Raw genomic sequence first — 17,111 nt, 5'->3', positions numbered from 1 at the left:
CTCGTTGCAACATCGAGGGTGAGTCGCCTCATTTTGTGGAGGGGACATACAGTCTAGCGGTCATCTCCGTGTGTCAAGTTCGCAGAAGGCTGGGAAGCAGACGCTCGGGCCGTCGCGATCGACGAAAAGTCTTACCGGACCATCGCCTGTAGCCGCCGGACTCTGAACCTTCCCGCTGCGGGGGCCGAATGTGCTACAGTCTTTAGTGCATCTGGGGTGATCCAGGGAGGATGCGTCTGGAGCGGAAACGCACCTCAATGGCTTCGGAACCGGTCAAACGCAGGCTTGCCGCTATTCTTGCCGCCGACATCGCCGGCTATAGCCGGCTGATGGGCGCGGACGAAGAAGGCACGCTCGCCCGCCTCAAGGCCTATCGCAGCGAGCTGATCGACCCCAAGAACAAAGAGCACCGCGGTCGCATCGTGAAGACGACGGGTGATGGAATACTGATCGAATTTCCGAGCGTGGTAGAAGCGGTGCGCTGTGCAATCGAGGTGCAGCAGGGCATGCTTGAGCGTAATGCTCAGGTGCCAAAGGACAAGCGGATCGAATTTCGTGTCGGGATCAACCTCGGTGACGTGATAGTCGAGGGCCGCGATCTCTACGGCGATGGCGTCAACATCGCGGCCAGGCTTGAGGCGCTCGCCGAACCCGGCGGCATTTGCATCTCTCAGACGGTCCTCAATCATGCGCGCGATAAGGTGTCTTTCGAAGTAGAGGATGCGGGCGAGAAAACTCTGAAGAACATCGCCCGGCCTGTCCATGTTTACCGCATAATCGTCGATCCCAGCCGGCGGCAGCCGACGCCATCGGCCAGGTCCGCGCTCGCGCTGCCCGACAAGCCTTCGATCGCCGTTCTGCCCTTTACCAATCTCAGCGGCGACCCCGAGCAGGACTACTTCGCCGACGGCATCGTCGAGGACATCATCACGGCGCTCTCGCGGGTGCACTGGCTCTTCGTGATCGCGCGCAACTCGAGCTTCACCTACAAGGGCAAGGCGGTCGACGTGAAGCGGGTCGGGCGCGAGCTCGGCGTGCGCTACGTGCTCGAAGGCAGCGTGCGCAAGGCGAGTGACCGCGTGCGCATCACGGGACAGCTGGTCGATGCCATGACCGGGGCTCACGTCTGGGCCGACCACTTCGACGGCGCGCTGGACGACATTTTCGACCTCCAGGACCGAGTCGCCGCGAGCGTCGTGGGCATCATCGAGCCCAAGGTGCGTCACGCGGAGATGGAACGCGCGCGGCGCAAACCCACCGAGAACCTTGACGCCTATGACCTCTACCTGCGCGCCCAGGCACAATTCATTGTTAGCCATGAAGGTAACCGCGAGGCGCTGCGGCTCCTCCGTCACGCCATCGAGATCGATCCGCAATACGCTGCTCCGTACGGGCTCGCCGCGTGGTGCTATGTGATGCAGAAGGCGAGGGGGTGGGTGTTTCCCTCGGACCCCGCGCTTGCGGAGGGTATCCGCTTGGCGAAGCTCGCGGCCTCGCTGGGACAGGACGATTCCGAGACATTGTGGATGGCAGGGCATACGCTCGCCCTGATGAATGGCGATCTTGAGGGCGGCATCGCGCTCATCGACCGGGCGCTCGCGCTCAATCCGAACTCGGCGAATGCATGGAGAGCCAGCGGTTTGGTGCACGCGTTCCGCGGCGATACCGAGCTGGCGGTCGCTCATTTGGACCGATCCGCACGGTTGAGCCCGATGGATATGTTCGCGTATGTCGGCTCGATAGGTTTCGTGTACGCGCATTTCATGGCGGGCCGCTATGAGGAAGCTTCGGACTGGTGCGACAAGACGTTTCATCAGCAGCCGGATTATCCGACCGCGCTGCGCATGAAGGCGGCGACCTGCGGCCTGCTCGGACGGCTGGAGGAAGGGCACATATGGGTGAAACGGCTGCTCGCGGTTAATCCCGATACCACGGTTTCCAGCATGCGGCTCCTCTACGGAGTCTTCATAAAGAAGCCGGGATGCCTCCAGGCGTTCCTTGATGGCCTGCGCAAGGCGGGGTTGCCGGAGTGATCGGTCGCTGACGCAAGGCTGCGTGCAGGAGCATCAGCTCATCACTCGCTGAATTTTTCCACTCGGCCTAAGGTCCGTTCATGGCCCGAATGCGAAGTCTGGACGGGCCAATAAGCTGTCTGCTTGTCGAGTTAGACCGGAAACGGCAAGCCGCCCGTCTGAATGGCGCTGATGACCCTGACCGGACATGCAACCCGCCTTGCGGGCGCTGCAATAAGTCGGCACGCGTGATAGACTTTCTGTTCTCGTCGATACGGACCGGATAGCGCAAAAATCCGTAGGGGTCCGCGATGCAGCAGATTGCCGAATGGCTCGAAAAGCTCGGCATGGCCGAATACGCCCAACGTTTTGCCGAAAACCGCATTGATTTCTCGGTCCTTCGCGACCTGACCGATCAGGACCTGAAAGAACTCGGTGTCGTCCTCGGTGATCGCCGAAAAATATTGCGCGCCATTGCCGACATCGACGGCATCGAAAAGAACGCGCCGGCCGCGCCCGCCAAGGCAACTGCCGCGCCGCGTCGCACAACCGTCGCGGCAGAGCCAATCCCGACCGCGACACCACCGCCGATCTCCGCCGCGGCTGAGGCCAGCGGCGAGCGCCGCTACATCACGGTGATGTTCTGTGATCTCGTCGGCTCGACCAGCATTGCCGCGCAGCTCGATGCCGAGGAATGGCGCGACCTCGTCAGCGCTTATCTCGATGCTGCCTGCGCTGCCGTGACCGAGATGGGCGGCCATGTCGCCAAGAAGTTGGGCGACGGGCTAATGGTGTTGTTCGGTTACCCGGTGGCGCAGGAGAACGACGCCGAACGCGCGGCGCGGGCGGCGCTCTCGATCCAACAGGCCCTCGTTGGGTTGAACCGCAAGAGCGCTGACGCAGGCAAGCCGGTGCTTAACGCGCGCATCGGGATTGAAACCGGACCGGTCGTGATCGATACGGCGGGCGAGATATACGGTGACGCGCCTAACATTGCGGCGCGGGTGCAGGCGCTAGCAGAGCCAGGCACGGCGGTGGTGACAGCACGGGTGCAGCATCAGGTCGCCGGTCTGTTTGTCGTTGAGGAGCGCGGCAGCCATGAACTTAAGGGTGTGCCGGAGCCAGTGACGCTCTACCGGTTGGTACGAGCGAGCGGTGGCGGACGCCGCGGGAGACAGCGCCATCTCACGCCGCTGGTGGGTCGCGAGGAGGAGATCGCGATGCTAGTGCGGCGCTGGGAAAGGGCTCGGCGGGGCGAAGGTCAGTTGGTGATGATCGTGGGCGAGCCAGGATTGGGGAAATCCCGCCTGATCGAGGAATTCCATCCCCGGCTGCGCGAGGTGCCCCACACTTGGGTAGAATGGAGTTGCTCGCAGCTTCTGCAAAACACGCCGCTGCACCCGATCGGTGATTGGGGCCGCCAGCGCTTCGGCGGCGCCGATGTACCCGCTGAGCAGCGTCTCGCCGACTTAGAGAATACGCTGGCACTGGTCAGGCTCGACCCGGCGGAGAATGCTCCCTTACTGGCGCCATTATTGGACATCCCCTTGCCGCAGGACCGTGCAGCGAACTTAGAGCCCGAGGTGTTGCGCCGCCGCCAGCTGACAGCACTCACTAATTGGGTCATGGCTGGCGCGCGAACTCAGCCGGCGGTGCTGGCATTTGAAGATGTGCATTGGGCTGATCCGACCACGCTCGATGTCTTGCGCGGCATCGCCGAGCGCGGTGCGCTAGCGCCTCTCTTCGTTGTGATCACCGCCCGACCTGAGTTCCGGCCGCCATGGGACATGCGCTCGCATCACACCACGATCTCCTTGGCTCCGCTTGATCGCTCGCAGGTGCGCCACATGGTTGGCGAGCTCGCGGCCCGCCATGCGCTGCCGAAGGAGGTGGTTGATGACGTGGCCGAGCGCACCAGCGGTGTACCGCTATTCGTCGAAGAGGTGACGCGACTTTTGTTGGAGCGCGGCGATCAAGGCGCCGCCCAAGGAGTTCCGCCGACACTCCAGCAGTCGTTGATGGCGCGGCTCGATCGCCTCGGCTCTGCGCGTGAAGTGGTGCAGATTGGCTCAATCATCGGCCGTGGCTTCTCCTATCCGTTGCTGCGCGCTGTTGCCGGCATGGATGACGCACCCCTTCAGGTGGCACTTGAAAAGCTCGCTGAAGCCGACATCTTCCTGGTACAGGGCCTGCCGCCGGACACCGGCTATCGCTTCAAGCACGCCCTCATTCAGGACGCCGCCTACGAAAATCTTCTGAAAAGCCGCCGTCACGTTTTGCATCGTCGCGTGGCGGAAATTCTGCGCGACCGCTTTGCCGCGGCGGCCGACGCCGAGCCGGAAGTGATGGCGCATCACTTCACGCAAGCGGGCATGACCGACGCGGCGATCGAGTGGTGGGGCAAGGCCGGCGACCAGGCGCTGCGCCGCTCCGCCTTTCAGGAGGCGATTGCACATCTCGGCAAAGCTATCGAGATGGCTGACAAGAGTGCGGGTACCACAACGCCCGAAGTCGCACGGGCAAGGCTCCAGACTAGTTTCGGCCATGCGTTACTCGCGGCACGCGGCGACGCCGCGCTTGAAACGACGGCCGCCTTTGCGCGTGCCCGGGAGTTGGCCGCTTCGGTTGATGACTTAATTGAACAGCTCTCAGCCAATTACGGCCTTTGGGTCGGGTATCTCAGCCGCGGAGAGGCCGGCCCATTGCGGGCAATCACCGAAGTCATCCTGCGCGACATCGAGGGCAAGCCGCTGTCGCCAGAAGCCGCCGTGGCGCACTGCCTTGCCGGCGTGACGGAGTGGTATCTTGGAAATTTCGAGCTGGCGCGCGCCCACATGGAGCAGACGCTCGCCGTGTTCGATGCGCAGCGCGACCGTGATCTGGCCTACCGCTTCGGCCGGGACACGGGCGTCCGTGCGATGGTGTTTATGGCTTTGGCGCTGTGGCCGCTGGGCGAGACCGACCATGCGCGGCGGATTGGCGAGAAAGCGCTCGCCCGGGCGGTGGCAAGCGGCCATATGCTGACAATGGTCTACGGGCATTTTCAATATGCGCTGCTCCATGTCGCCCGGCGGGATGCGGCCACAACGGCGCCCCTAGCCGAGACGGTGGTGAGGTTGGCGCGCGAACATGGCATGCCACTCTACAGCGCCTATGGCGAGTTCCTGCAGCCATGGGCGCGGTGGCACCTTGGCGATCGGGAGGGCGGTCTTGACGCAATGCGCCGCGGCATCGCCGCGTGCCACGATATGGGCAACCTCCTCTTTACGACACTCTTAGAAACGGCCCTTGCTGAGGCAGAAGCAGAAGCGGGCGAGATCGAAGCGGCGCTCGCTCGTATCGATCACGCCGTTGCCCTGACAGAACGCACCGGCCAGCGCTGGAATGAAGCCGACACCCATCGCGTCCACGGCGAGATTTTATTGAAGCGCGATCTGGCGAACACGGGGCCTGCCGAAAACGCGTTCCTTACTGCCATTGCCATCGCGCAGCAGCAAAAGGCAAAGAGCTTCGAGCTGCGTGCGGCGCTGTCGCTGGCCAAGCTTTACCAATCGACCGGCCGTCTCGCCGATGCGCACGCCGTGCTCGCGCCTGCGCTGGAAGGCTTTTCGCCGACGCCGGAATTTCCGGAGATCGCGGAAGCTCAAGCGCTGCTTACCACGTTGCCGTCATAAGCCATCAAAGGGAGGCGACGACTTCCGGGTTTGGCCCGATGGCGAAGTCCACCATCGGGCTGAGGTGGTCTGGTTTTTGGTGAACACCGGAAGAGGCCAACTGATGCCCAAAACGACGGGATTGACCCACAGCGGTCATTGCTGCGAGGGGATGGACACACCCCGATATTGCCCCATAGACTTGAGCCGTTATTGCCTTGGACCGGAGCACACCGGATGGCCGAAGCGCGGGTCGGACGCAGGTTGGCGGCGATAGTGGCCGCTGACGTGGCGGGCTACTCGCGGCTCATGGGGCTCGACGAGGTCGGCACCGCCCGCACACTCCGCGAACACCGCAAGGTCACCGATGCGCTAGTTGCAAAGCATGGCGGTCGCATCGTCAAGACCACGGGAGACGGCGTGCTCCTAGAGTTTCCCTCCGTGGTCGATGCTGTTGAATGCGCAGTAGCTGTGCAAGCCGTGATGGCCCAGAGGAACGAAGGTGTCCCACAGGACCGGCGAATGCTCTTTCGGATCGGGGTCAATCTCGGAGATATTCTGATCGAGGGCGATGACATTCTTGGCGATGGCGTCAATGTCGCGGCTCGGCTTGAGGGGATCGCTGAGCCAGGGGGCATCTGTATCTCGTCGTCAGCTTATGAACAGGTTCGCGGCAAGGTCCCGGTCGAGTTCACTGACCTTGGCGAGCAAACCCTCAAAAACATTGCCTGTCCGATCCGCGCCTATTCGGTTGGCCCGAGCGCAAGTGTTCATCAAACGGCACCGTTGCGGTCTTTAGCTCCGCGTTTGTCCATAGTGGTGCTGCCGTTCGCAAACATTGGCGGCGGTCCCGAGCAGGAATATTTCGTCGATGGGGTGACCGAGAGCCTGACTACGGACCTGTCGCGTATCCGTGGCGCGTTCGTGATTGCGCGAAACACTGCGTTCACGTTCAAGGGCAAAGCTGTGGACGTGAAGAAGCTGGGACGTGAGCTGACCATCCGCTATGTGCTTGAAGGTTCGGTGCAACGCGGCGGCGATCGTCTCCGGGTCAACGTGCAATTGATCGACGCCGAAAACGGAGAACACCTGTGGGCTGAGCGTTTTGATAAGCCGGTCGCCGACCTCTTCGACATGCAGGACGAAATTGTATCCAGACTGGCAAACCAGCTACAGGCTGAACTCGTTGCAGCAGAGGCGCGGAGAGCAGAGCGTTCGTTGCATCCGGACTGCATGGATCTGGTTTTCCAAGGCAGGGCTCGGTTGAACAAGGGATTGACCGCGGAAAACTTACCGCAAGCGCGCAGCTTCTTCGAGCGGGCCATGTCCATCGATCCTGGCAACATCGAGGCAATGGTGGGCTTAGGGATGGTCGATGCGTCAGTTGCGGCGGTGCTCACGACTGACGACTGGTCGGGGCGGTGCAAGACAGCAGAGGCGAGCTTGACCAAGGCCTTGTCCCTCGCACCGAACTACGCTGTCGTGCACGTATATTTGGGCCTGATCTACATGTACACGAGACGCATAGCTCAGGGCATCGCTGAGTGCGAGCTGGCCTTGGAATTGGACCCCAATCTGGCGGGTGCTCACGGTCTCATCGGGTACGCCAAATTTCTCCTTGGACGGGGAGCAGAAACCGAGGCCCACATCAACGAAGCATTCCGTCTTTCTCCTCACGACACACTGTCGCACAGATGGTTGGTATGGATCGGCTTGGCCAAAGCACAGCTCAATTTGGATGAGGAAGCCGTTATCTGGCTGCGCCGAGGCATCGACGTGAACCGAAATTATTCCCTCGCGCACTTCCATCTAGCTTCTGCGCTGGCGCGGCTCGGAGAGTTGGACCTCGCGCGAGAGGCGGTGCAAGCGGGCCTTGAGGTCGACCCAACTTTCACAGTGCGCCGATACATCGACGGCACTGGTGTATGGGCATTGTCCGATCCGACCTACCTCGCAGGGCGCGAGCGCGCGATCAAGGGTATGCGCTTGGCCGGGGCGCCTGAGGGCTGACGTTCAAGGAGACCCGTTCTGCTTGTTGCAGTGCATGAGTCCAGGCCCAAGGCCGACATAGGCTGTGTCGGCTTCAACGTCGCCTTCCGAGAGTAAAGTGGACGCGACGAGTTCATGAGTACACGACCTAGCGATCCAGCGCGAGCCGCGCGCCGAGCCCGACTAGGATGCCGCCGCCGATCCGCTGCATGATCCGCCGCGAGGAGCGCGAGCGCTCAAGCTTCGCCATCACGGCGCTCGCGAAGCACACGCAGACGACGTCGACCAGCGAGAAGGTCAGATTGACGGTCGTGCCGAGCAGGAAGAGCTGCGCCCATACCGGCAGGCTCGCCGAGGCATGGATGAACTGCGGCAGGAAAGCGAGGAAAAAGATCGCGGTCTTCGGATTGAGCACCTCGACGACGATGCTCTGCACGAAGGCGCGCCGCGCGGACACCGGCGCAAGCGCGACGGGCGCTGTGCCGTCGCGATCGCGAAACAGCGACAGCCCAAGCCAGACCAGATAGGCCGCGCCGGCGAACTTCATCGCCATGAACAGCGGCGGCACCGCGTGAAACAGGAACGCCAGCCCGGCGGCCGCCGCGATCACATGGACATAGCCGCCGAGATGAAGGCCGAGCGAGGCCATCAGGCCCGCCCGCCTGCCGCCCGCCAGCGTGCGCGCCGCGGCGTAGAGCATCGCCGGCCCCGGCATCAACGCGAAGGTCGCGGTCGTGACGGCGAAAGCGAGATACAATTCCATTCGCAGTCACTCGCCTCAGGTGGTCGGGATCATTGCCGCGACCTCGCGGTCGAGCGGATCGTTGCTTGCTCTGAGGCCCGCGGCGACACCTGCGCGATCCTCAAGCTTGCGGTTCTGGCTCATCTTCTTCTTGGCGTCGATCCGCGTGATCGGCAACCGGAAGCCGACAATGCCGCGCAGTTGCGCGCGGATGAAGTCGTCGGGCGCATCGGTGACCTGCCAGGCTTCTGCGCGCGAACTTTCGTGCAGATTGGTCAGCCGTGTCACCACATCAAGCAAGCGATCGGCATCCTCGAAGAATTCCGCCACGCCATAGGCGTGTACGGCGACATAGTTCCAGGTCGGCACGACCTTGCCGTGCTCGGCCTTGGTCACGTACCAGGACGGCGTCACATAGGCGTCGGGCCCGCTGAAAATCGCCATCGCCTCGCCAACTGCCGGCGTCTTCCACTGCGGATTCGGCCGCGCGACATGGCCATAGAGCGTGCCGTACTGGCCCTCGCGCTCATCGAGGATCAGCGGCAGCGGCGTCCCGATCAGCCCGTCCGCGGTCGCGGTGACCAGCGTCGTCAACCGCGACGCCCGCATCGCGGCGTGGATCGCGGCCAACTCGTCCATCTTGAAGTGCGGCGGCAGATACATGGCAAACCTCGTGCGTTATTGGCTCGCACATTAGCGCCGAAGTGGCCTATCATAAGGTCCACTTTCAACAAATCTGACTGGTCCACTATGCCACGCAGTCGCGCCACATCGGACATTCCCTCGCTCGGAGCGGTCGACCGCGCCGCCGGCGGGGTCGGCCGCCAGATTGCGCGGGCCCTGCGCGCGGCCATCGCCAGGGGCGAATTGAAGGCCGGCGAATTGCTGCCGTCGACGCGGGCGTTGGCGGCAGCGCTCGGCATCGCGCGCGGCACGGTGACGGAGGCCTTCGATCAGCTCCGCGCCGAGGGCTATCTGGAATCGCAAATCGGCGCCGGCACCCGCGTCGCACCGACACTTGCCGACCAGCCGCCTGTGGCGCGCCCGCCGCGCAGCCGTGGACCGCAGATCGCTCCGGTGCAACTGCCGCCGCGCGCAAGCCGGCTGGCGGAGGTCGCCCGTGCCTTCACGCCGATGCCGGAAGTCCCCTTTGCGATCGCGGTCCCCGGCGGCAGCGTCGCGCCCGATGACAATTGGCGGCGTCTCGGCAACCGGGTGCGGGCATCGCGTGCGGCGGCGCCATCGAGCTACGGCGATCCGCGCGGCCTGAAGGAATTGCGCCAAGCGATCGCCGATTATGTGCGCAAGTCGCGCGCGGTGCATTGCGAGCCCGACCAGGTCGTGATCACGGCCGGCACGCAGCAGGGCCTTTACCTCACGGGCCGCGTGCTGCTGTTGCGCGGCGATCATGTCTGGGCGGAGGATCCCGCCTATCCGGGCATGACGGCCGTGCTCGACGACCTCGACCTCATCACGACGCGCGTGCCGGTCGACGCGCAGGGCATCGACGTCGATGCCGGCGTCACCGCGTGCCCGCATGCGCGTGCGGCGTTCGTGACGCCGTCGCATCAATATCCGCTGGGCATGCCGATGAGCATGGCGCGGCGCAACGCGCTGCTCGCATGGGCACAGCGCCGCGATGCCTGGATCGTCGAGGACGATTACGACAGCGAGTTGCGCTATGCCGGGCATCCCTTCCCGTCGCTGCAGGGTCTCGATCCCCCGCGCGTGATCTATCTGGGCACACTGAGCAAGGTGCTGTTCCCCTCGCTGCGGCTCGGCTACGTCGTTGCACCGGCGCCGCTGGTCGATGCCTTTGCCGGCGCGCGGGCGTTGCTCGACCGGCATTCGCCGACCTCCGACCAGCACGTGCTCACGGCCTACATGCGGGAGGGATTCTTCGAAGCCCATATCCGGCGCATCCGCGCCGTCTACGCGGCGCGACGCGCGACGCTGATCGCGGCGCTCGAACGCCACATGCCTGGTGATGTCACCTTGCAGCCGAGCGATCAGGGCATGCATCTGCTGCTGTGGCTGCCAAAGGGCACGGACGATGTGCGACTGGTGAAGGCCGCGCTTGCCGATGGCATCGTCGCGCGGCCGATCTCGCCGATGTACAAGGCCGCACCGCTGCCCGGCCTGATGCTCGGCTTCGGCGGATTCGCGCCGGAGGAACTGGAGGCGGCGGCGATGCGTCTGCGCAGGATCATGGATCGATACGGATCGCAGCGGAGTGCCAAGGCGTGGGCTCGCTAGAGCCATTTCCGTTCCGATGGAATCGGAACGGGGCTCTAGATTCTTGTTTTGACGCGTTTTCTTTACGCGAACCGGTATCCACTTCGCTCGAAAACGCTCTTAAAGCGCGATGGGATCGGAATGCCCCATCGCGGAAGACGTAGACAACCAGATGACATTCGCCTGAAATGAAAGCGTCGAGGTGAATCCCATGGTTTTTTGGATTGCCAGTATCGCCGGATTAGCGGTCGCTTATCTCTTCGGGTCTACGCCCACCGGCTATCTGGCGGGCAGACTGCTCAAGGGCATTGATATCCGCCAGCATGGCTCCAAATCCACCGGGGCGACGAATGTCTTGCGCACCCTGGGGACATGGCCTGCGTTGGTGGTTCTGCTGGTCGATGTGCTGAAAGGTGCGGGGGCGATCGTCTTTGCGCGCTGGTTCTATCCTTGGCTCGCTACTGTCACGCCACCGACCGCTCTTGATCAGCAGAGCTGGGCGCCTTGGGCTGTCGGCCTGGCCGGACTTGCCGTGTTGCTGGGGCACGGCCGTTCGATTTGGTTGAATTTTACAGGCGGCAAATCCGCTGCGACGGGGCTCGGCGTGTTGCTGGCGCTGTCCTGGCCAGTGGGCTTGGCGGCTGCGACCGTCTTTGGCGTTGTGCTGGCTATCTTTCGGATCGTGTCCCTGAGCTCGATGCTGGCGGCGTTGACTGCGATTGCCCTCATCTGCGGCCTGGAGCAACCGTTGCCGTACCGCTTGCTGGTGATTGCAGGCGGCCTTTACGTGATTGCGCGCCATCGCGCCAACATCCAGCGGCTAAAGGCCGGGACAGAGCCACGCCTGGGGCAAAGTGCACGCCCGACCTGATTCATCAGGGCACGGCCCACGCCGCGCGGCGCGGCACGTCGCGACGACGCCTCACGCTGGCCTTACTGCTCGAACGCCGCCTTCAGGCGGTTGAGCTGCGGCACCAGCGGATTGCCGATCGTGGAACGATCGGGCGCCGGCGCATGGATCGTGATGTCGAGCCGGCAAACCCGCGACTGCAGGTCCATCGAGCGCGCGATCAGGTCCTGCAATTGCTGCGGCAGTTTCGCGATCATGTCGGCTGGGCCGGGATCGGCGGCCGAAAGCTTGACCTTGGTCTTCTCGCGATTGGCCTGGGTCAGCGTCATCTCGCCTTCCTTGACCGCGCGATGCAGCAGCAGCCAGGACGCAAGCTGCATCAGCCGCGTGGTCAGGCGCATGCTTTCAGTTGCGTAAGTCAGGCTGACCGAACGTTCGAGCGCCTTGGCCTCGTTGCGACCGTCGCCGTCGAGATAGGCGGCGGTCTGTTCGACCAGATCCATGCCTTCCCGGAACAGCACTCCGAATGCCGCAGAATTGGTCAGCCGTTCACTGAACAGCACAAGCCCGGATTCGCCCAGCGAACGATCCGCCATGGTTAACGCCCTCACACCACTATTACCCGGGCCGGCGTCTTTGCGCGCCGGCTTATGATGAACAAATCATTGCGCGGGCGCAGCGAAGAGTCCAGCCGCAACCCGAATTATGGTTTCCAGCTGATGGGGCGCACAAAAAAGAGCCGCCGTTTCCGGCGGCTTTTGAAGTTGATAACAGGGAGGCGTCAAACAGAGTGGACAGGAGCCACTCGGTGTCCAAACGAGGACAATGTAGTCATAATCGAGAAAGCTTAATCGATCGTAAATGAACGGCTTTCTTTATGTTTTGTTTGCCATGTCGGCCATTGGCCTAGTTTGGGACGGCGCGGCGTAGCGCGGATGAGTGCGTACCCCGGATGCAGCGAAGCTAGATCCGGGCTGCGATTCTTCTCCTTCCCCCTGCAAGGGGGAAGGTCGGGATGGGGGTCAGCCGCAGGCAACGGTGCATGCGGAGAGACCAGATCCCCACCCGCTTTGCTCGGACGAGCAAAGCGACCTCCCCTTTTCAAGGGGAGGTTGGAGCTCTTACGACCCGGTGGCCCGCTTGTCCGCGACGACGTAACTTGAGATCGCGCGCTACGACTTGAAGAAGCTGTTCGCGGCATCCTTGGACGCCCGCTTCTTAGTCATCGCCTCCTTCAGGCGATCGACCTCCGCGTTCAACAGCGCGATGCGCTCGGTCAATTCCTCGACCGACAACAGCGAGAGATCCTGCCCGATCTCGTGGCTGATCTTCTTGCGCGGCCGGTCCTCGTCCTCAATCGGCATACTGTCCTCCGGCAGTGATCTGGCGCCTTGCGTCCAGAGATCAAAAATCATTGGCAAGAGGAATTTTGCAGTGCCTTTCACGCGCGCGCAACGTCGGAGCAAATGCCCCGGGCCACTGGTTGAGAAGATCACGTCTGAGAAAGCCAGCCATTTGGCGGCACGGTTCGGCGCTTAATGGCGTTCCACTCCGGCGGAAAAGGCGATATGCCATCCGCCAATCCTCATCACAGACCAAGGACGAACCATGCCCAAGCTGCCCGCGCAAATGACCGTTGTCGGCATCAGCAAGCCCGGTGGCCCCGAGGTGCTGGTACCGGAGACCCGCGCGGTGCCGGTTCCGGGTCCCGGCGAGATCCTGGTCAAGGTCGAGGCCGCCGGCGTCAACCGGCCCGACGTTGCGCAGCGCTCCGGCGCCTATCCGCCGCCGCCCGGTGCAAGCGACCTGCCCGGCCTCGAAATCGCAGGCGAAGTGGTGGCGCTCGGCGAAGGCGCGACGCGGCACAAGATCGGCGACAAGGTGATGTCGCTCGTCGCCGGCGGCGGCTATGCGCAGTATTGCATCGCGCAGGACGCACAGGCGATGACGGTGCCGCCGGCACTCTCGATGCAGGAAGCCGGCGCGCTTCCGGAAACGTTGATGACGGTCTGGCACAATGTGTTCGAGCGCGGCGCGCTGAAGCCGGGCGAGACGCTGCTGATCCATGGCGGCTCGTCGGGCATCGGCACGTTGGCGATCCAGCTTGCCAAAGCGTTCGGCTCCAAGGTGATCGTCACCGTCGGCGCGCAGGACAAGGCCGATGCCTGTCTCAAGCTCGGCGCCGATCACGCCGTGAACTACAAGACCGAGGATTTCGTCGACGCGGTGAAGAAGCTCACCGGCGGCGCCGGCGTCAATGTCATCCTCGACATGGTGGGCGGCGACTACATCGATCGGAACTATGACGCCGCCGCTATCGAGGGCCGCATCGTCCAGATCGCGTTCCTGTCGGGCCCCCCCAAGGCGACGGCGAATTTCGCCAAACTGATGACCAAGCGGCTGCATCACACCGGCTCGACACTGCGCCCCCGCAGTCATGCGGACAAGGCGGCGATGGTCGCGGCGATCGAGGCCAGAGTGATGCCGCTGCTGCGCGACGGCCGCATCAAACCGCTGATGGACAGCACTTTCCCGCTGGAAAAGGCGGCGGACGCGCACCGGCGCATGGAGACGTCAGCACATATTGGCAAAATTGTGTTGGTGGTTTAACGATCGCGACCGAAGCAAGGGCGGAAACCCTTTGATTTCCTTCGCTTTCGTGTCATTTATCGCGCCAATGCCGGGCCGGTCGCCGAGCCCGGCCCTCTTGTCGATCGCGGAGTACTGACATTGCGTCTGATCAGGTGCCTTGCGCTCATGGCGCTGGGTCTCATGATTTTTGCCGCTGCGCCTGACGCGTATGCGATTGACGCCGTCAGCGTCCGTAGCGACGCGCCTGCGATCGACCTCACCGCCGTCCTCGACCATCAGCGCAGCGAAACCGACCGCATCCAGGTGTCCACCGCACCCGGCACCGACGGCATCGTGCGCCGCATCGAGGTTCGCGCCCGCGAAGGCGGCCAGAACTGGGTGGTGTTCGCGCTTGCCAACAACACCGACGACCAGCTCGACCGCCTGATCGTTGCACCGCACTATCGCATCGTGTCGTCGGGCCTGTTGTGGCCGGACCTCGGGCTGTCGCGCATCGCGACCATCACGCCATCGGTCGGCGACCGCCCCGAGCGGCAGGAGAGCCCGACCGCCGACGTGTTCCGTATCACGCTCGATCCCGGAGCTGTCGTCACCTATGTCGCGGAACTGCGCACCGACAAGCTGCCGCAGCTCTATCTCTGGGAACCCGACGCCTACAAGGACAAGGTCAACTCGTTCACGCTCTACCAGGGCATCGTGATCGGCATCTCCGGCCTGTTGGCGCTGGTGCTCACCATCCTGTTCGTGGTGAAGGGCTCGATCATGTTCCCGGCCGCCGCGGCGCTGGCCTGGGCGGTGCTGGTCTATATCGGCGTCGATTTCGGCTTCTGGGGCAAGGTGCTCGACATGTCGAACAACGCCGAGCGCGTCTGGCGCGCGGCGGGCGAGGCGATCCTCGCGGCAACGCTGCTTGTGTTCCTGTTCGCCTATCTCAACCTGAGCCGCTGGCACGTGCGCTACTCGCACATCACCATCGGCTGGCTCGCCTTCCTCGGCTCGCTGGTGGCGCTCGCGCTGTTCGATCCGGCGGTCGCCTCCGGCATCGCGCGCATGTCGCTCGTCATGATCGCCTTCGCCGGCTTTGCGCTGATCGTCTATCTCTCGACCCACGGCTTCGACCGTGCGGTGCTGTTGATCCCGACCTGGTTCCTGCTGGTGGTCTGGGTGGTCGCGGCCGGCATGACGGTCGCGGGCTCGGTCACCAACGACATCGTCGGCCCGGCGCTGCTCGGCGGCCTCGTGCTGATCGTGATGCTGATCGGGTTTACGGTGATGCAGCACGCCTTCGCTGGCGGCGGCGCCACCACCGGCGTCGTCTCCGACGTCGAGCGCCGCGCCTTGGCGCTGACCGGCTCGGGCGATTTGATCTGGGACTGGGACGTCTCCGCCGACAAGGTGTTCACCAGCCCGGAGACCGAGGCTCTGCTCGGATTGAAGCGCGGCACGCTGGAAGGCCCGGCCGCGAAATGGCTCGAGGTCTTGCACCCGCTCGATCAGGACCGTTTCCGCGCGGCGCTCGACAGCGTGCTCGACCAGCGCCGCGGCCGCCTGGTGCAGGATTTCCGCCTGCGCACGCCGGACGGCCACTTCATGTGGTTTGCGCTCAAGGCGCGCCCCGTGGTCGGCTCCGACGGCGAGGTCTCACGCGTGGTCGGCACGCTGACCGATGTCACCGAGATCAAGAATGCCGAAGAGCGCATGCTTCATGACTCCGTTCATGACAACCTCACCGGCCTGCCGAACCGCAAGCTGTTCATGGACCGTCTCAGCGCGGTGGCGAACCTTGCCAAGACCATGCCGACGCTGCGGCCGACGCTGATGGTGATCGACCTCGACCGCTTCAAGCAGGTCAACGATTCCGTCGGCATCGCGGTCGGCGATTCCATCCTGCTGACGCTGGCGCGGCGGCTGACCCGCATCCTGAAACCGCAGGACACGCTGGCGCGGCTCGCCGGCGACCAGTTCGGCCTGATCCTGTTGTCGGAGCAGGACCCGGCGCGGATCACCAATTTCGCGGAGACCATCCGCAAGACCATCCGCGCGCCGATCGCGTTCAACGACCGCGAGATCTTCCTGACCGCCTCGATCGGGCTAGCGCTGTCCGACCCGCAGGCGCCGCTGACCGACGAGATCATCAAGGACGCCGAGCTTGCGATGTATCACTCCAAGCGGATCGGCGGCGACCGCATCGACGTCTACAAGCCGGCGATGCGCGCGCGGAAGACCGACCGCCTGACGCTGGAAAGCGAACTGCGCCGCGCCATCGAGCGGCAGGAGATCACGATCCTTTACCAGCCGATCGTGCGGCTGGAGGATCGCTCGATCGCCGGGTTCGAGGCGCTGGCACGCTGGGACCATCCCAAGCTCGGGCGGATGTCGCCGTCGGAGTTCATCTCGATCGCCGAGGAGATCGGGCTGATCGTCGACCTCGGTATGTTCGTGATGGACCAGACCGCGCGCCAGCTCGCGGTGTGGCAGCGCGCGATGCGCTCGCGCGAGCCGATCTTCGCCTCCGTCAACGTCTCGTCGCGGCAATTGCTGCGCCACGACCTGATCCACGATATCAGAACCGTGCTGTCGCGCTCGTCGGTGGCGCGCGGCACGCTGAAGCTGGAATTGACGGAATCGCTGGTCATGGAGAACCCGGAGCACGCCGCCCAGATGCTGGCGCGGATCCGCGAGCTCGGCACCGGGCTGTCGCTCGACGATTTCGGCACCGGCCATTCTTCGCTGTCCTACCTGCAGCGCTTCCCGTTCGACACCATCAAGATCGACCAGTCCTTCGTCCGCACCACCAGCCGCGGCACCCGCCCGGTGATCCTGAAATCGATCATCGCGCTCGCGCACGACCTCGGCATGGAGGTGGTCGCCGAGGGCGCCGAGACCGATTCGGATGCGGTCGAGCTCTACCAGCTCGGTTGCGAATACGCGCAGGGCTTTGCCTTCGGCGAACCGATGGACGCCGACGCCGCGATGCGGCTCCTGACCGAGGAGCGGCTCGAGGCCGCGAACTAGGTCTTGTCGTCCCGGCATCGTGC

At 63.9% G+C, this 17,111-nt stretch carries 11 protein-coding genes; 7 read left to right on the top strand and 4 right to left on the bottom strand.

Annotated features, from left to right (window positions below; translation table 11 throughout):
• Positions 1-230 precede the first annotated feature (230 nt).
• The 3 genes from ACFFWD_RS45225 (at position 231) to ACFFWD_RS45215 (ending at position 7,675) form a co-directional block, all read left to right on the top strand.
• Positions 231-2,033 carry an adenylate/guanylate cyclase domain-containing protein gene (locus ACFFWD_RS45225; protein ID WP_376975962.1) on the top strand — a complete coding sequence of 601 codons (1,803 nt, stop codon included), beginning with the start codon at positions 231-233 and terminating at the stop codon, positions 2,031-2,033.
• 290 nt (positions 2,034-2,323) lie between these two features.
• Positions 2,324-5,686, top strand: coding sequence for an adenylate/guanylate cyclase domain-containing protein (locus ACFFWD_RS45220; protein WP_376975961.1), 3,363 nt, complete (start codon positions 2,324-2,326; stop codon positions 5,684-5,686).
• Between the two features lie 216 nt (positions 5,687-5,902).
• Positions 5,903-7,675, top strand: a complete 1,773-nt coding sequence (locus tag ACFFWD_RS45215; RefSeq protein WP_376975960.1) for an adenylate/guanylate cyclase domain-containing protein — start codon at positions 5,903-5,905, stop codon at positions 7,673-7,675.
• Between the two features lie 127 nt (positions 7,676-7,802).
• Here the strand turns inward: ACFFWD_RS45215 and ACFFWD_RS45210 are convergent, their stop codons facing one another.
• Positions 7,803-8,417, bottom strand: a complete 615-nt coding sequence (locus ACFFWD_RS45210) for a LysE family translocator (RefSeq protein ID WP_376975958.1) — start codon at positions 8,415-8,417, stop codon at positions 7,803-7,805.
• Positions 8,418-8,432: 15 nt separating this feature from the next.
• Positions 8,433-9,059 (bottom strand): FMN-binding negative transcriptional regulator, encoded by a 627-nt coding sequence (locus tag ACFFWD_RS45205; RefSeq protein ID WP_376975957.1) that lies wholly within the window; start codon positions 9,057-9,059, stop codon positions 8,433-8,435.
• A gap of 87 nt (positions 9,060-9,146) precedes the next feature.
• On the opposite strand from ACFFWD_RS45205, the gene pdxR reads away from it, so the two are divergent.
• On the top strand, positions 9,147-10,652 hold the full coding sequence (pdxR, locus tag ACFFWD_RS45200; RefSeq protein ID WP_376975955.1) for a MocR-like pyridoxine biosynthesis transcription factor PdxR: 1,506 nt from the start codon (positions 9,147-9,149) through the stop codon (positions 10,650-10,652).
• A 190-nt stretch (positions 10,653-10,842) separates the two neighbouring features.
• Positions 10,843-11,502, top strand: a complete 660-nt coding sequence (gene plsY / locus ACFFWD_RS45195) for a glycerol-3-phosphate 1-O-acyltransferase PlsY (protein ID WP_376975954.1) — start codon at positions 10,843-10,845, stop codon at positions 11,500-11,502.
• A gap of 62 nt (positions 11,503-11,564) precedes the next feature.
• On the opposite strand, the gene rcdA is transcribed toward plsY, so the two are convergent.
• Together rcdA and ACFFWD_RS45185 are read right to left on the bottom strand one after the other, a co-directional pair.
• A complete protein-coding gene (gene rcdA / locus ACFFWD_RS45190; RefSeq protein ID WP_376975953.1) occupies positions 11,565-12,077 on the bottom strand; it encodes a protease adaptor protein RcdA in 513 nt (170 codons plus the stop codon).
• A gap of 576 nt (positions 12,078-12,653) precedes the next feature.
• Positions 12,654-12,845 carry a DUF1192 domain-containing protein gene (locus tag ACFFWD_RS45185; RefSeq protein ID WP_376975952.1) on the bottom strand — a complete coding sequence of 64 codons (192 nt, stop codon included), beginning with the start codon at positions 12,843-12,845 and terminating at the stop codon, positions 12,654-12,656.
• Positions 12,846-13,089: 244 nt separating this feature from the next.
• Here ACFFWD_RS45185 and ACFFWD_RS45180 point away from each other — a divergent pair, with 244 nt between their 5' ends.
• Both ACFFWD_RS45180 and ACFFWD_RS45175 read left to right on the top strand, forming a co-directional pair.
• Entirely contained in the window at positions 13,090-14,091 is a 1,002-nt protein-coding gene (locus tag ACFFWD_RS45180; RefSeq protein WP_376975951.1) for an NAD(P)H-quinone oxidoreductase, read from the top strand.
• A gap of 120 nt (positions 14,092-14,211) precedes the next feature.
• Positions 14,212-17,088, top strand: coding sequence for an EAL domain-containing protein (locus ACFFWD_RS45175; protein WP_376975949.1), 2,877 nt, complete (start codon positions 14,212-14,214; stop codon positions 17,086-17,088).
• Positions 17,089-17,111 lie beyond the last annotated feature (23 nt).

Source organism: Bradyrhizobium erythrophlei (genome assembly GCF_042430365.1).
GTDB lineage: Bacteria > Pseudomonadota > Alphaproteobacteria > Rhizobiales > Xanthobacteraceae > Bradyrhizobium > Bradyrhizobium erythrophlei.
Note: the sequence above shows the minus strand (reverse complement) of the source record. Positions and strands in the feature narration are given on the sequence as shown.

Bases quoted from the DNA above. Each gene is read 5' to 3' on its own strand.
- ACFFWD_RS45225 (WP_376975962.1), top strand. From the start codon at position 231: ATGCGTCTGGAGCGGAAACGCACCTCAATGGCTTCGGAACCGGTCAAA.
- ACFFWD_RS45220 (WP_376975961.1), top strand. From the start codon at position 2,324: ATGCAGCAGATTGCCGAATGGCTCGAAAAGCTCGGCATGGCCGAATAC.
- ACFFWD_RS45215 (WP_376975960.1), top strand. From the start codon at position 5,903: ATGGCCGAAGCGCGGGTCGGACGCAGGTTGGCGGCGATAGTGGCCGCT.
- ACFFWD_RS45210 (WP_376975958.1), bottom strand. From the start codon at position 8,417: ATGGAATTGTATCTCGCTTTCGCCGTCACGACCGCGACCTTCGCGTTG.
- ACFFWD_RS45205 (WP_376975957.1), bottom strand. From the start codon at position 9,059: ATGTATCTGCCGCCGCACTTCAAGATGGACGAGTTGGCCGCGATCCAC.
- pdxR (WP_376975955.1), top strand. From the start codon at position 9,147: ATGCCACGCAGTCGCGCCACATCGGACATTCCCTCGCTCGGAGCGGTC.
- plsY (WP_376975954.1), top strand. From the start codon at position 10,843: ATGGTTTTTTGGATTGCCAGTATCGCCGGATTAGCGGTCGCTTATCTC.
- rcdA (WP_376975953.1), bottom strand. From the start codon at position 12,077: ATGGCGGATCGTTCGCTGGGCGAATCCGGGCTTGTGCTGTTCAGTGAA.
- ACFFWD_RS45185 (WP_376975952.1), bottom strand. From the start codon at position 12,845: ATGCCGATTGAGGACGAGGACCGGCCGCGCAAGAAGATCAGCCACGAG.
- ACFFWD_RS45180 (WP_376975951.1), top strand. From the start codon at position 13,090: ATGCCCAAGCTGCCCGCGCAAATGACCGTTGTCGGCATCAGCAAGCCC.